11 protein-coding genes are annotated in these 14,282 nt (G+C 67.7%); 6 read left to right on the top strand and 5 right to left on the bottom strand.

Features of this window, described 5'->3' with window-relative positions; genetic code table 11:
- Positions 1–327: 327 nt before the first annotated feature.
- The gene (locus G510_RS16820) at positions 328–1,068 is read right to left on the bottom strand and encodes a DDE-type integrase/transposase/recombinase (protein WP_245563349.1); all 741 of its coding nucleotides are present in this window, start codon (positions 1,066–1,068) and stop codon (positions 328–330) included.
- A gap of 94 nt (positions 1,069–1,162) precedes the next feature.
- Positions 1,163–1,381 (bottom strand): transposase, encoded by a 219-nt coding sequence (locus G510_RS18905; RefSeq protein WP_084644364.1) that lies wholly within the window; start codon positions 1,379–1,381, stop codon positions 1,163–1,165.
- Positions 1,382–1,844: 463 nt separating this feature from the next.
- On the opposite strand from G510_RS18905, the gene G510_RS0112275 reads away from it, so the two are divergent.
- A complete protein-coding gene (locus tag G510_RS0112275) occupies positions 1,845–3,146 on the top strand; it encodes a UDP-glucose dehydrogenase family protein (protein WP_029153861.1) in 1,302 nt (433 codons plus the stop codon).
- 14 nt (positions 3,147–3,160) lie between these two features.
- On the opposite strand, the gene G510_RS16810 is transcribed toward G510_RS0112275, so the two are convergent.
- On the bottom strand, positions 3,161–3,442 hold the full coding sequence (locus G510_RS16810; RefSeq protein WP_051216737.1) for a hypothetical protein: 282 nt from the start codon (positions 3,440–3,442) through the stop codon (positions 3,161–3,163).
- Positions 3,443–3,880: 438 nt separating this feature from the next.
- Between G510_RS16810 and G510_RS0112265 the strand changes: the two genes are divergently transcribed.
- From G510_RS0112265 to glgX, 5 genes are read left to right on the top strand one after another with little or no spacing between them, the layout of a single operon-like run.
- Complete coding sequence (locus G510_RS0112265) at positions 3,881–6,253, top strand: glycogen/starch/alpha-glucan phosphorylase (protein ID WP_029153860.1); 2,373 nt, start codon at positions 3,881–3,883, stop codon at positions 6,251–6,253.
- The gene (gene glgB, locus G510_RS16805; RefSeq protein ID WP_051216736.1) at positions 6,250–8,151 is read left to right on the top strand and encodes a 1,4-alpha-glucan branching protein GlgB; all 1,902 of its coding nucleotides are present in this window, start codon (positions 6,250–6,252) and stop codon (positions 8,149–8,151) included. Before G510_RS0112265 ends, glgB begins: the two co-directional genes overlap by 4 nt.
- Entirely contained in the window at positions 8,148–9,431 is a 1,284-nt protein-coding gene (glgC, locus tag G510_RS0112255; protein ID WP_036323240.1) for a glucose-1-phosphate adenylyltransferase, read from the top strand. Before glgB ends, glgC begins: the two co-directional genes overlap by 4 nt.
- 4 nt (positions 9,432–9,435) lie before the next feature.
- Positions 9,436–10,860: a glycogen synthase GlgA gene (gene glgA, locus G510_RS0112250; RefSeq protein ID WP_029153858.1), complete on the top strand. Its 1,425-nt coding sequence runs from the start codon at positions 9,436–9,438 to the stop codon at positions 10,858–10,860.
- Entirely contained in the window at positions 10,857–12,857 is a 2,001-nt protein-coding gene (gene glgX / locus G510_RS0112245; protein WP_029153857.1) for a glycogen debranching protein GlgX, read from the top strand. The genes glgA and glgX overlap by 4 nt, the downstream gene beginning before the upstream one ends.
- Before the next feature lie 123 nt (positions 12,858–12,980).
- Here glgX and G510_RS0112240 read toward each other — a convergent pair whose 3' ends face one another.
- Positions 12,981–13,958, bottom strand: coding sequence for an acyltransferase family protein (locus G510_RS0112240; RefSeq protein WP_029153856.1), 978 nt, complete (start codon positions 13,956–13,958; stop codon positions 12,981–12,983).
- A 55-nt stretch (positions 13,959–14,013) separates the two neighbouring features.
- The coding region (locus G510_RS16800; protein ID WP_036323236.1) for a transposase at positions 14,014–14,282 on the bottom strand (269 nt) is incomplete at its 5' end.

Raw genomic sequence — 14,282 nt, 5'->3', positions numbered from 1 at the left:
GTGTCGACGCCGATGACGACGTGTCCGGAACGGGCGGGCTCGATCTGTTCCATGGTGTGCTGTCTCCTTTGACGAACTAGCGCGGGACTCACGCTGTCGCCGGCGGGTGGACAGGACTGTCATGGGGACGCTTTGACGATGTTGCTCCAGGCTCCTATCAGGTCACGCCCGGTCCGGCGGCAGCGGTTACTGCGCGCCCGGCCGGAGGATCGACAGATCAACGCAAAGGCACCCTGCGGGCCAATCGTAAGCAAGGGTCAGAACGCTCCGGCCAGGACTTCCCCATCCTTGCGGGATGCGGCAGAAACAGACTGACAATCGTATGCATCACCGACCGACCCGATCGAGGGCGCGATCTGCTCGAGCGCGAGATGCTCGGTCAGCACAATCGACGTGTACTGCCTGGGACCCCGCATCCGAATGATGCCGGAGCTGCCCGGGGCCGAGGGGGTGGCCTTGCCTGTCGCGTTCCCACAATGCCATACGCAGCGGGATCATAACGAGATCGGTGTGCTTGTTGGTCTGCGCGTGCCAGGCCACGATGCGTTGCGAGAACACATCGAGGATGAACGCGACGTACACCCAGCCGGCCCACGTTCTGACATATGTGAAGTCGGTCACCCAGGTGTGATCCGGGCGCGGTGCGCTGAAGTCGCGGTTCAGCAGATCGCCGGCGCGGATCCCGTCTTTGGCGGGGATCGTGGTGCGGATCGCCTTCGCCCGGGTGATCCCGACGAGACCGAGCGCCCGCATCGCCCGGTCCACCGCGCCACGAGGCACGTCGGCTATGGCGGTGCGGCGGATGAACGCCGTCATCTTCTTGCGCCCATACAGGCCCTCAGGAGTCATCCGGCGACGCGTCGATCCATCAGTGAGCACCTCGACGCGCCAGGCCGCGTCACGGACAGCGTCGAAGACCAGCGCGTCGGTCACAGTCCGAACAGACACTCGGCCCTGTCGCCAGGCCCGGTAGGTGCGCGCGGCGATCTTCACGCCCTGCTCTCGCAGGACGCGAACGATCGACTCGACCGCATGCCCCTCAGCTCGCATCTGATCGATGAAGCCCATCATCAGCGGGTGCGGGGGTCGAGTTCCCCCGCGAAGAAAGTCGTCGCCGCTTTCAATATCGCGACGTCTTCACGAAGACGCCGATTCTCGGCCTTCACCGGCGGATCTCCGCGTGTTCTTCGCTGGTCTGCCCGTCACGGTCACCCGCGTCGATCTCGGCTTGCACGACCCAGCGTCGGAGCGATTCCGCACCGATGCCTTCCTGACGGGCGACGGCCGCGATCGCCTTCGCCGTCGAGGGGTACTCAGCCCGGTGATCGAGCACGAGCCTGACGGCTCGTGCTCGGAGCGCGGGATCAATCTTCTTTGGCATGACGCCATCCTTTCAACTCGAAAGGAAGCGGCATCAAACCTGGGACGCCTCAGACAGCGTGAGAACTTCCATCATCAGAAGGCCTCGACCTCGTTCCCGCGACCGCCACGCTACACCCTCATCCGCGAAGAGCCGCTAAAGTCCATCGATGAGGTCGAACGAGTTACTTACTGCCGCGTGGGTCGACTCCCACAATGCGAGATGTCTGTACTCCAAGCTCGGAGAGATCTCGCCCGACGAGTTCGAAACCGCGCACGACGCCAGACTCGAAACGCCGCACCGATCGATGCTGTCAACTACGTAGGAGCGGCGACCGGCCCGGGTCGGACCCGCGCTCGGCACAAAATTGGGAGTCCTGCTCAATATTCGAACGTACTGTGAGCGGTTCGTCTGATTCACAAGACCGTCGTGATGGAATATAACTTCGCCGTTTGGTCAGTTCAAGTAGATGAGGACAGTAAAGATGAAGCTCAGCGTGATCGGTTGTGGGTACCTCGGCGCGGTCCACGCAGCCTCGATGGCATCCCTCGGCCACACCGTCGTCGGCATCGACGTCGACGAGGCCAAGATCGCGAAACTCGCCGCCGGAGAACCCCCCTTCCACGAACCCGGACTCGTCGACGTCTTGAAGGACGGGCTCGCCTCCGGGCGGCTCACGTTCTCCACCGACTACGCCGACCTCGCCGACGCCGAGGTCCACTTCATCGGCGTCGGCACCCCGCAACGCTCCGGCGCCCAAGGCGCCGACATGACCTACGTGAACGCCGCCACCGAAGCGATCCTCGAACACGCCAAACCCGGATCCCTCATCGCCGGCAAATCCACCGTGCCCGTCGGCACCGCCGCCAGGCTCACCGAGCTCGCCGCCGAGAAGGGTGTGCGCCTCGCCTGGAACCCCGAGTTCCTCCGCGAAGGCTTCGCGATCAAAGACACCGTCGATCCCGACCGGCTCGTGTACGGCGTCACCGACGCCACCCGCGACGAAGACACCGCCACCCTCGACTCCGTGTACGCGTCGATCCTCGACCGCGGCACCCCGCGTTTGGTGACGAACCAGCCCACCGCGGAACTCGTCAAAGTCGCCGCGAACAGTTTCTTGGCCACGAAGATCAGCTTCATCAACGCGATGGCCGAGATCAGCGAGGTCACCGGTGCCGACGTCACCCAGCTCGCCGACGCGATCGGACACGACGAGAGAATCGGCCGGAAGTTCCTCAACGCCGGCGTCGGCTTCGGCGGCGGCTGCCTCCCGAAAGATATCCGGGCCTTCACCGCGCGTGCCGAAGAGCTCGGCAAGGGCGAATCCGTCGCGTTCCTGAAGCAGGTCGACGAGATCAACCTCCGCCGCCGCCAACGCGTCGTCGACCTCGTCGTCGATTCGTTCGACGGACAGGTGTTTGGACACCGCGTGACGGTGCTCGGCCTCGCCTTCAAGCCCGACAGTGACGACATCCGCGACTCCCCCGCCCTCGACGTCGCCGTCCGGTTGAAAGGCCTCGGCGCCGAAGTCGTGTCCTACGACCCCGAAGCGATGGACACCGCACGCCGCGTCCACCCGCAACTGGACTATGCCGACTCCCTCGAGACCGCCCTCGAGGGTTCCGAGGCGGTCGTCGTGGTCACGGAGTGGAAACAGTTCAAGAACCTCGACCCGGCCGAGACCCTGACGAAGGTCGCCCGCCCCGTCATCTTCGACGGCCGCAACATCCTCAACCCCACCGCCTGGCGAGAAGCCGGCTGGGAGTACCGCGGGATGGGACGCTGAGGCGGGCTCAGACTCTACCCGAACAGCTCGGACATCAGGGATGTCGAGACAACCACGAACAGGGTGATCGCCCCAAGCACCGCTCCTATGATCGCGGGCCATACGCGCACCGTGCGATCGGCCTCGTGACGACGGACGGTGATGAAACCGAGCACAAGCGCGGCGAGCGCCGGCAGTGTCGCGAGACCATCGCCGATCATGGGGATGAGCGCACAGATCGTGGCGACGATGCCCAGGATGAGCGCGAAACCGCTCACGTCGGCACCGCTGCGGGGTACCTCCGGCGTCTCGGGCATGGATTTATTCTGCACGACGGGGCGGGCGACACGCGTTCGGTGAGCCGAGTCATACCCTTCATACGTGATGCCAGCACCGACAACACTCGGTGAACATGGTCGCACCCGTAGAGGCGCTTCTCGCACACGTGGCGATAGTCGCCCGGCCGTGATCGCGGTAGCACTGCCCGACATATGGTGCTGCCTTCGTTCGCGCGCTCACGTACAAGATTCGGCCGGACTCGACGCAAATATGGCCGCACTGATCACGCAGGATGCGCCAGCGCTCCAGGCTGCGCTGCGCGTATTCCGTGCTGAACGTGTCGCCGTGGCGCTGGCCGAGCTGCATCAGGAGCGGCACGGGTCGTGGGTGGCCGAGAAGACCATGCCAGCCCGACATAATCTCCCGGTCACACGCTGTTCATATGAGGCAACCTGCGCGTGCCTATGCTGTGCCGCATGCAGCGCACATTCGGCCTGAGAGCGTCGATCCTCCACCACCTGCAGTACACGATCGGCACCAGCCGCGAACACGCCGCGCCCCTCGATTGGCGCACCGCTCTCTCGCAAGCGCTGCGCGACCTCGCGATGGATCCGTGGGCCGAATCGCTGCGCCGCGCAGCCGACGAGAAGCTCAAGCGCGTGCACTACCTCTCGATGGAGTTCCTCCCCGGTCGCCTGATCGAAGACGCGGCCATCAACCTGGGCGTGCGGTCCGACGCCGAGCAGGCCCTCGACGAACTCGGGGTGAACTTCTCAGACCTCCTCGACGACGAGCCCGACCCCGCGCTCGGCAACGGCGGGCTCGGCCGCCTCGCCGCCTGCTACCTCGAATCGATGTCGACGCTCGCGCTGCCCGCCTTCGGGTACGGCCTGCGCTACGAGCGCGGCCTGTTCCGCCAGGCGTTCGACCACGGCCGCCAGGTCGAGCACCCCGACTCCTGGCTCGACCACGGATCCCCGTGGAGCCTCGCGAAGCCGAACGACGCGTACGCCGTGTCGTTCGGCGGATCCGTCGACGACGGCGCGTGGACGCCGGCGAACCGTATCGTCGCCGGGGCGTTCGATACCCCCGTCGCCGGCTACGGCGGCGCCTGGGTCAACACCCTGCGCCTCTGGGAGGCGGTGCCGGATGCGAACCTGCTCGATCTCGGCCGATTCAATGCCGGCGACTTCTCAGGCGCGGCCGAACAGCTCGTCTGGGCGAAGACCTTTACTCGCGTGCTCTACCCCGAAGACTCGACCGAGCTCGGCAAAGAGCTGCGCCTCTCGCAGGAGTACTTCCTCACCTCCGCGTCGGTGCAGGACATCCTCGCGCGATTCCTCCGCGAGCACGACGATCTCGACCGCCTCCCCGACTCCGTCGCCATCCAGATGAACGACACCCACCCCGCGATCGCCGGCCCCGAGCTGATCCGTCTGCTGGTCGACGAGCACTCGTTCTCGTTCGACCGCGCGACTGACCTCGCCACCCAGGTGCTCGGCTATACGAACCACACCCTCCTCCCCGAGGCCCTCGAGCGCTGGTCGATCGGCCTCATGCGCCACCTGCTGCCGCGCCACCTGCAGATCATCGAGCGACTCGACGACCGCATCCACGAGATCCACGGCGAGGCGGCCGCGGGCATCCATCTCATCGAGCACGACGAGGTGAAGATGGGCGACCTCGCCGTCGCCACGAGCCACCGCGTCAACGGCGTCTCGGCCCTGCACTCGGATCTCGTGCGCCGCGACCTGTTCGCCGATTTCGAGGCGCTCACGCCCGGCCGCATCGTCAACGTCACCAACGGCATCACGCCGCGCCGCTGGCTCAAGCTCGCGAACCCCGCGCTTGCGGATCTCGTCACCGCGCGCGTCGGATCCGGATGGGAGACCGACCTCGACCGGCTCGCCGGCCTCGCCGACCACGCAGACGACCCCGCGTTCCTCGAGTCGTTCGGCCGCACAAAGCACATCGCGAAGGAGCGCTTCACCCGGTGGCTGCACGACGCGCACGGCATCGAGCTGCCGCAGCACGCGATCTTCGACGTGCAGGCCAAGCGCATCCACGAGTACAAGCGTCAGCTGCTGAACATTCTGTGGACGATCGCGCACTACCAGCGCATCAGCGCGGATCCACACGCCGACTGGACCCCCCTCGTGAAGATCTTCGCCGGGAAGGCCGCGCCCGGCTACGTCGTCGCGAAGGACATCATCCGACTCATCAACGACGTCGCCCACGTGGTCAACTCCGACCCCGTAACGCGCGACAAGCTGCGCGTGGTGTTTCCGCCGAACTACAGCGTCACGATGGCCGAGCACCTGATCCCCGCGGCGGATCTGTCGGAGCAGATCTCGACAGCTGGCATGGAGGCGTCCGGCACCGGCAACATGAAGTTCGCCCTCAACGGCGCCCTCACCATCGGCACCCTCGACGGCGCGAACGTCGAGATCCGCGAGCATGTCGGCCCCGACAACTTCTTCCTCTTCGGCCTCACCGCCGACGAGGTCGCCGCCCGCCGCGAGGTGCCGGATCACGCCCGCGCCGCCATCGAGGCCAGCCCCGCGCTTCAGGGCGTGCTGCACGCGATCGCGAGCGGCGCGTTCAGCCCCGACGAGCCCGGCCGCTACGCCTCCCTCGTCGACCTGTTGTGGTCGAGCGACTGGTTCCTCGTCGCCAGCGACTTCGACGCCTACGACGCCGCGCAGCAACAGGTCGATCGCGCGTATCGGGATCCGAACGCCTGGCAGAAGATGGCCATCGCCAACATCGCGCGCATCGGATACTTCAGCTCCGACCGCGCCGTGCGCGAGTACATGACCGAGATCTGGAACGCGGGGCCGGCGCGATGAGCGAGACCCCCATCCTCGGCGAGCTCGACCGCTACCTCATCTCCGAGGGCACCCACCGCCGCCTCTGGCACGTGCTCGGCGCGCACGTCATGACGCACGAGGGGTCCCCGGGCGTGCACTTCGCCGTGTGGGCGCCGAACGCCTCGCGGGTGGCAGTCGTCGGATCCTTCAACGCGTGGAACCCGGCAGCACACCCCCTGCGTCCCGTCGCCGCGACGGGCGTGTGGGAGACGTTCGTTCCGGGCATCGACGAGGGCGAGATCTACAAGTACGACCTGCTCGACGCGGCGGGCACCCCGCTGCCGCAGAAGGCGGATCCGGTGGGCTTCGGATCCGAACATCCGCCTCGCACCGCCTCCGTCGTGCGCCGCCTGGGCACGCACCCCTGGCGCGACGACGAGTGGATCACGAACCGCGCCCGCGCGAACGCCGCGGACCAGCCGGTCAGCATCTACGAGGTGCACCTCGGATCCTGGCGCCGCGCCGAGGGCGGCCGGTCGCTGTCGTACCTCGAGCTCGCGACCCAGCTCGTCGATTACGTCGCAGACCTCGGGTTCACCCACATCGAGGTGATGCCGATCACCGAACACCCCTTCGACGGATCCTGGGGGTACCAGCCCGTCGGCATGTACGCGCCCACGATCCGCTACGGCACGCCCGCCGAATTCGCAGCGTTCGTCGATGCGGCCCACCAGAAGGGCCTCGGCGTCATCGCCGACTGGGTGCCCGCCCACTTCCCCACCGACGCGCACGGCCTCGGCCGGTTCGACGGCACGGCGCTCTACGAGCATCAGGATCCGCGCGAGGGGTTCCACCCCGACTGGAACACCCTGATCTTCAACTACGGTCGCCGCGAAGTCAGCGGCTACCTCGTCGCCAACGCCCTGTACTGGCTCGAGGAGTACCACCTCGACGGCCTGCGCGTCGACGCCGTCGCCAGCATGCTCTATCGCGACTACTCCCGCGACGACGGCGGGTGGATCCCCAATCGCGACGGCGGCCGCGAGAACTACGAGGCCATGAGCTTCCTGCGCGAGACGAACCACGCGGTCGAACAGCGAGCCGACGGCACCGCCATGACCGCCGAGGAATCGACTGCCTTCCCCGGCGTCACGCGCCGCGTGCACGACGGCGGGCTCGGGTTCGATTACAAGTGGAACCTCGGTTGGATGAACGACTCGCTCGCCTACTTCGGCACGGATCCGATCTACCGCAGCCACCACCACAACCTGCTCACCTTCGGCATCACCTACGCGTTCAGCGAGAAATTCGTGCTGCCCATCAGCCACGACGAGGTCGTGCACGGCAAGGGATCCCTCTACGCCCGTATGCCCGGCAGTCACGCCGACAAGCTCGGCGGGCTCAAGGCGTTCTACGGCTACATGTGGGCTTACCCCGGCAAGAAGCTGCTGTTCATGGGGCAGGAGATCGCGCAGAGTGCCGAGTGGGATCACACGCGCGAGCTCGACTGGGGCGCGCTCTCGGACCCGGGCCGCGCGGGCGTGCAGTCTCTCGTGCGCGACCTCAACCACCTCTACCGCACCGAGCCCGCCCTGCACCGCCTCGATGCCGACGGGCGCGGGTTCCAATGGCTGCTCGTCGAAGCCGCGAACGACCAGGTGTTCGCCTGGCTGCGCCGCGGCGATCCGTCTGACGCGCATGTCGTCGTCGTACTGAACCTCGCCCCCGTCGAGCGGAACGGCTACCGCATCGGGTTCCCGGTCGCGGGCCGTTGGCGCGAGGCGCTCAACACCGACTCGGCCGCGTACGCGGGCGGAGATCGTGGCCACGGCGGCGCCATCGAGACCGAGCCGGTCCCCGCCGGCGACGAGGCCCAATCGGCCCTGCTCACCCTGCCGCCCCTGTCAGCCATCTATTTCGTCGAGGAGAGATCATGATCCAGAAACCTCAGCCCGGTGCCCCGACCAGGCTGACCAGCCAGGCCATGGCGTTCGTGCTCGCGGGCGGCCGCGGCAGCCGCCTCGAAGAGCTCACCGACCGCCGCGCGAAACCCGCGGTGCACTTCGGCGGCAACTCGCGCATCATCGACTTCCCGCTCTCGAACGCCTACAACTCAGGCATCCGCAAGATGGCGATCGCGACGCAGTACAAGGCGCACTCGCTGATCCGCCACATGCAGCGCGGCTGGAACTTCTTCCGCGCCGAGCGCAACGAATACCTCGACATCCTCCCCGCCAGCCAGCGCGTGTCGGAGAACAAGTGGTACCTCGGCACAGCCGACGCGGTGACGCAGAACATCGACATCGTCGACGACTACGGCGTGCAGTACGTCATCGTGCTCGCCGGCGACCACGTCTACAAGATGGACTACGAGGTCATGCTGCGTCAGCACGTCGAGACCGGCGCCGACGTGACCGTCGGCTGCCTCACGGTACCCCGCCTCGATGCGAGCGCCTTCGGCGTGATGCACACCGACGCGGCGGGGCGCATCGTCGAGTTCCTCGAGAAGCCGCAGGATCCGCCGGCGACCCCCGATGATCCGGATCGCGCGCTCGCCTCGATGGGCATCTACGTCTTCACCTGGAGCTTCCTGCGCGAGCGGCTGCTCGCCGACGCCGAAGACCCTCACTCCGGCCATGATTTCGGCCACGATCTCATCCCGCAGATCGTCGCGGACGGATCGGCGTACGCCCACCGCTTCCACGAGTCGTGCGTCATGAACGGCCTCGAGACCGAGCCGTACTGGCGCGACGTCGGCACGATCGACGCGTTCTGGCAGGCCAACATCGACCTCACCGAGTTCCTGCCGCCCCTCGACCTCTACGACAACGAGTGGCCGATCTGGACGTACTCCGAGCTCACCCCGCCCGCGAAGTTCATCCACGACGACGAGGGGCGCCGCGGGCAGGCGATCCAGTCGCTGATCTCGGGCGACACGATCGTCTCCGGATCGAACGTGCACAACTCGCTGCTGTTCACCGGCAACCGCATCCACTCCTACTCGACGCTCGATCACGTCGTCTCGCTGCCGGGCGTCGACGTCGGCCGCGGCGCCCAGCTGCGGAATGCCGTCATCGACAGCCGCGTGCAGGTGCCCGAGGGGCTCGTCGTGGGCGAGGATCCGGAGGAGGACGCGCGCTGGTTCCGGCGCTCCCCCGGCGGCATCACGCTCATCACGCAGGCCATGCTCGACCGCCGCGCCGCCGCGCTGGCATAGCTCCATGGCATCCTCACGACGTCGCCGGGTGCTGTCGGTCGCCTCGGAGTGCGCGCCGTTCATCAAGACGGGCGGGCTCGCCGACGTCGTGGGCGCGCTGCCGGGCGCGCTGGATCCGCTCGGCTGGTCCTCTCGCGTGCTGATGCCCGCGTACCCGGCGGTGCTCGAGAAGGTGGGACGCTCGCGGCGGCTGTGGCGAGATCCGGATCTGTTCGGCGGTCCCGCCGTGGTGCGCACCGCGACGATCGACGGCGTCAGCGTGCTGCTGCTCGACGCGCCGCACCTCTTCGACCGGCCGGGCGGGCCGTACATCGTCGACGGCCACGACCACGCCGACAACCACGTGCGCTTCGCGGCACTCAGCTGGGCGGCCGCGCGCATCGCGATCGAGGGTCTGAGCGATCGCTGGCGGCCCGATCTCGTGCACGCCCACGACTGGCAGGCGGGGCTTGCGCCCTCGTATCTGAAGTACGCCGGATCCCGCGTGCCGAGCATCATGACGATCCACAACATCGCGTTCCAGGGCATCTTCGCGGCCGACCAGCTCGACCGACTGCGGCTGCCGGCGTGGGATTTCACGCCCGACGCGCTCGAGTACCACGGCCACGGCAGCGCACTGAAAGCCGGCCTTGTGCACGCCTCGCGGGTGACGACCGTGAGCCGCACCTATGCGTCAGAGCTGGCCACGCCCGAGTTCGGGTTCGGCCTCGAGGGCGTCGTGGCGTCCCGGCGCGATCGCGGTGAACTGCACGGGATCCTCAACGGCATCGATACCGCAGTGTGGAACCCCGAGACCGATCCGCACATCCACTCGTACTCGGCGTCGTCGCTCGCGGGAAAGGCTGCTGCGCGGCGCGCACTGCTGCACGAGTTCAGCCTCGCGGATCCGGTGGGCCCGCTCGCCGTTGTCGTCACTCGGCTCTCCCACCAGAAGGGCATCGACATGCTGCTTGCGGCGCTGCCGCGCTTCGTCGAATCGGGCGGCGCGGTTGCGGTACTCGGATCCGGTGATCATCACGACGAGCGCACCCTCGGCGAGCTCGCGGCGCGGTACCCGGCATCGGTCGGGGTGGGGATCGGGTACGACGAGCCCCTCAGCCACCGCATGTACGCGGGCGGCGACCTCGTGCTCGTGCCGAGCCGGTTCGAGCCCTGCGGGCTGACGCAGATGTACGGCCTGACGTACGGCGCACTCCCCCTCGTCGCCTCCACGGGCGGGTTGCGCGACACGGTCGCAGACGGCGAGACGGGGTTCGTCTTCGACGACATCTCGGCGGCGGGGCTCGCGGGAGCGCTCGACCGAGCGCTCGCGATGTGGGCGGATCAGCCGGCGTGGAAGCGCATGCAGGCCGCAGGGATGGCCTCGCGGGTGGATTGGGCGGCTTCGGCGGCGCAGTACGCGTCCTTGTTCTCGGAGGTGGTGGCGTGAGCCGGCCCTCGCCGCTCGGGGTGACGCTGACCGAGAGCGGCGCGAACGTGGCCGTGTGGGCGCCCGGCGCACTCGCGGTGTGGCTGTGCGTGTTCTCATCTGACGGCGGCGAGCAGCGTATCCCGGTCCCGTTTCACGATGGCGGGGTGTGGCACGGAGCCTTCTCCGAACTGATGATCGGGTCTCGGTACGGGTTCCGAGTGGCGGGCCCGGGACGCGATCCGCGGAACCTGCTGATCGATCCGTACGCCCGCGCGATCGACCGCCGGGCGGTGTGGGATCCGCGGATGGCCGAGGCGGATGGCGCGGATGGCGCGGCCCCGGTGGCCGCGGGCGGCGACACCGCGGCCGTGGTGCCGCGGTCGATCGTGCTCGGGGATCCGTCGGGCCCGGATCCGGCCGCGAACCGGCCCCGGCACGCACGCGAGGACCTTGTGATCTACGAGGCGCACGCGAAGGGGTTGACGGCGTTGCATCCGGACGTGCCGGAGGAACTGCGCGGTACGTACGCGGGGCTCGCGCACCCCGCGATCATCGAACACCTGGCGGACCTCGGCGTGACGGCGATCGAGCTGCTGCCGCTGCAGGCTTTCCTCGACGACCAGCATGTCGTCGAGCGCGGGCTGACGAACTACTGGGGCTACCAGCCGATCGCCTGGCACGCGCCCGAACCGCGGTATGCGTCGCGGCCCGACCGGGCCGATTCCGAGTTACGCGCTGCCGTACACGCGCTGCACGAGGCCGGCATCGAGGTGATCCTCGACGTCGTCTACAACCACACGGGTGAGGGCGGATCCGACGGCCCGACGCTGAGTCTGCGCGGCTTCACGCCCGACTACTACCGATCAGCGGGCGGCGCCGTCATCGACGACACGGGCACCGGCAACACCGTCGCCGCCGAGAACCCGATGGTGCTGCGGCTGATCCTCGACAGTCTGCGTCACTGGGCCACGCGGTACGGCATCGACGGGTTCCGCTTCGACCTGGCGTCGGCGGTGGGGCGCGGGTCCGATGGGTTCGATGCGGCGAGCGCTTTCTTCCAAGCGGCGGGGCAGGATCCGGTTCTCTCGGAGGTGCGCCTGATTGCTGAGCCGTGGGATCTCGGCCCGGGCGGGTACCAGCTCGGCGGGTTCCCGCATCCGTGGGCCGAGTGGAACGATGCGTTCCGCGACGACGTGCGGCGCGCCTGGCGCGGAGATCCTCTGACGCTCGCCGCGCTGAGCGCCAGGCTGCTCGGATCCGCCCACCAGTTCGACCACGGCGACCGGTCGGCCACGTCGTCGGTCAATTTCATCTCGGCGCACGATGGGTTCACCCTCGCCGACGTTGTCTCGTACGACGAGAAGCACAACGAGGCGAACGGGGAGGGCAACCGAGACGGGCACGGCGAGAACGTCTCGGACGGCCTGGGTGCCGAGGGGCCCACCTCGGATCCGATGATTCTTGCGGCCCGCTCTCGACGGGCCCGGGCGATGCTCGCGACGCTGTTCGTGTCGCAGGGCACGCCGATGCTGCTCGCGGGCGACGAGCTCGGCAACTCGCAGAGCGGCAACAACAATGCGTATGCGCAGGACAACCCGGTGGGGTGGGTGGACTGGTCGTCGTCGGCTCACGGCGATTTCGTGCGGCAGCTGATCGAGCTGCGGCGGCGCACCCCGATCCTCCGGCAGGGCGCGTTTCTGCACAGCGAGCTGCGCGCTGACGGCGAAGTCGACGTCACCTGGCTGCGCGCCGACGGATCCGTCGTCGACGAGGCCGATTGGCAGGATCCGCAGTTTCAGACCCTCGTCGCGGTGCTGCGCGGCGCGGCAGTGGACCCGGTGGGCGAGTCGCTCACGGGCGCTGTGGCGGTGATCCTGAACCCGGGGCTGGAGGCCGAGGTGAGGTTGCCTTCCGGAGAGTGGGAGGTGGAGGTCGATTCGTCGGGCGCCGGCGTGCTGTCGGGTGAGGGTTATGCCGCGGCTGCCCAGTCCGTGGTGGTGCTGGCGCACGCCTGAAAATGCCGGAAACTGCTGCGAACCTGCGCAGTTGGAGCAGTTAGGGGAAGGTTCGGGACGCCGGTGCCTCAACCTGCCTCCCGATGCTCCAAATCTGCAGGAACAGAGCATCTAGAGGCATCTTCAGGGCCGGATCGGCCACACGAACAGCGCCTCGGCCGGGCGCCAGCGCGCGGCGAGGGCGGCCAGCGCCCAGGGGATCAGCAGCCCCGCGGCGAGCGCGGCCGCGAACGTGAGCCACGGATCCGCCTGTTTCGCTGCCGCAAACTGCGCGACGAACGACACCACCGGCCAGTGCACGATATAGAACACGATCGATTCGACACCGACATAGCGCGGTGCCGCCAACCACGCGGTCGACGCGACGGGCCGGGCGACCCCCGCGGCGCCGAGCACGAACATCAGCACGATCGGCAGGTTCCACGGCGCCTCAGGGAGAACGAGAAAGAGCGTGGCGTGTCCGATCGACAGCGCGATCGCCGAAACGAGCATGATGACGCTCGGCCAGAACCGGGCCACGGCCCGCTCGAGCGTGCGGCGGTGCTCGGCGAGCACGACTCCGGCGAAGAAGAACGACGCGTTCGCCCAGAACCTGAGCCACTGCCCTTCGATCGGAACCGCCGACAGCGCCATCACACCGACCAGCAGGTACGGCGCCGGCACCCAGCGCAGCAGCATCGCGACGGCGAAGTACAGCAGCAGGTACGCGAGGAACCACATGTGCTCGATCGGGTCGAAGAAGATGCGCCACGTCACCTCCCACCCGAAGCCGATGCCGGTGGTCTCGAGCAGAACCGAGAAGAAGGCAATCAGCAGCACCGACCACAGCAGGTAGGGCCACGCGATGCGGCGCAGCTTGCCGGTCGCATAGGCACCAGGGCCCTTCGCGAGCGACCTGGCGACGAACAGACCCGACAGCAGGAACATCGCCGGCAGCCTGAGCGGCGTCACCACGATCGTCAGGGTCTCGAACCCCGCGAACTGGTGGCCCGTGAATAGCTCGGTGCGCTGCATCGCATGCACGAGAATCACGAGAACGACCGCCGTGCCGCGCACGACGTCGATCCAGTCCTCGCGGGCGCGAGACGAAATTCCGGGCATTCGAGCATGTTACGACGTAGAGGCGGCGTGTCGCGTACGTATGATTGAGGGCTCTTCACGAACGAGGGTGTAGTCGAGGTCTGAAACCGCCGGCTTCGAGCAGACTCCTGTCGATGTAGTGCCTCAGGTTCCGGAACCCAAGCGCGATCCCGCGCAGATGCTCGAGTCGGCCATTGATCGCCTCCGTCGGGCCGTTGCTGGTCCCGGGCCGATCGAAATAGCCGAGGACGTCAGCGGCTCGTTGCTTGAGCGTACGAGCGAGCTTGCGGACCTCGACCAGCTGCACGGGCACCCCCGTGGAGATCCGGTCGATCGTGTGCTGCA

It is taken from the genome of Microbacterium gubbeenense DSM 15944 (assembly GCF_000422745.1).
Classification (GTDB): domain Bacteria; phylum Actinomycetota; class Actinomycetes; order Actinomycetales; family Microbacteriaceae; genus Microbacterium; species Microbacterium gubbeenense.
Note: the sequence above shows the minus strand (reverse complement) of the source record. Positions and strands in the feature narration are given on the sequence as shown.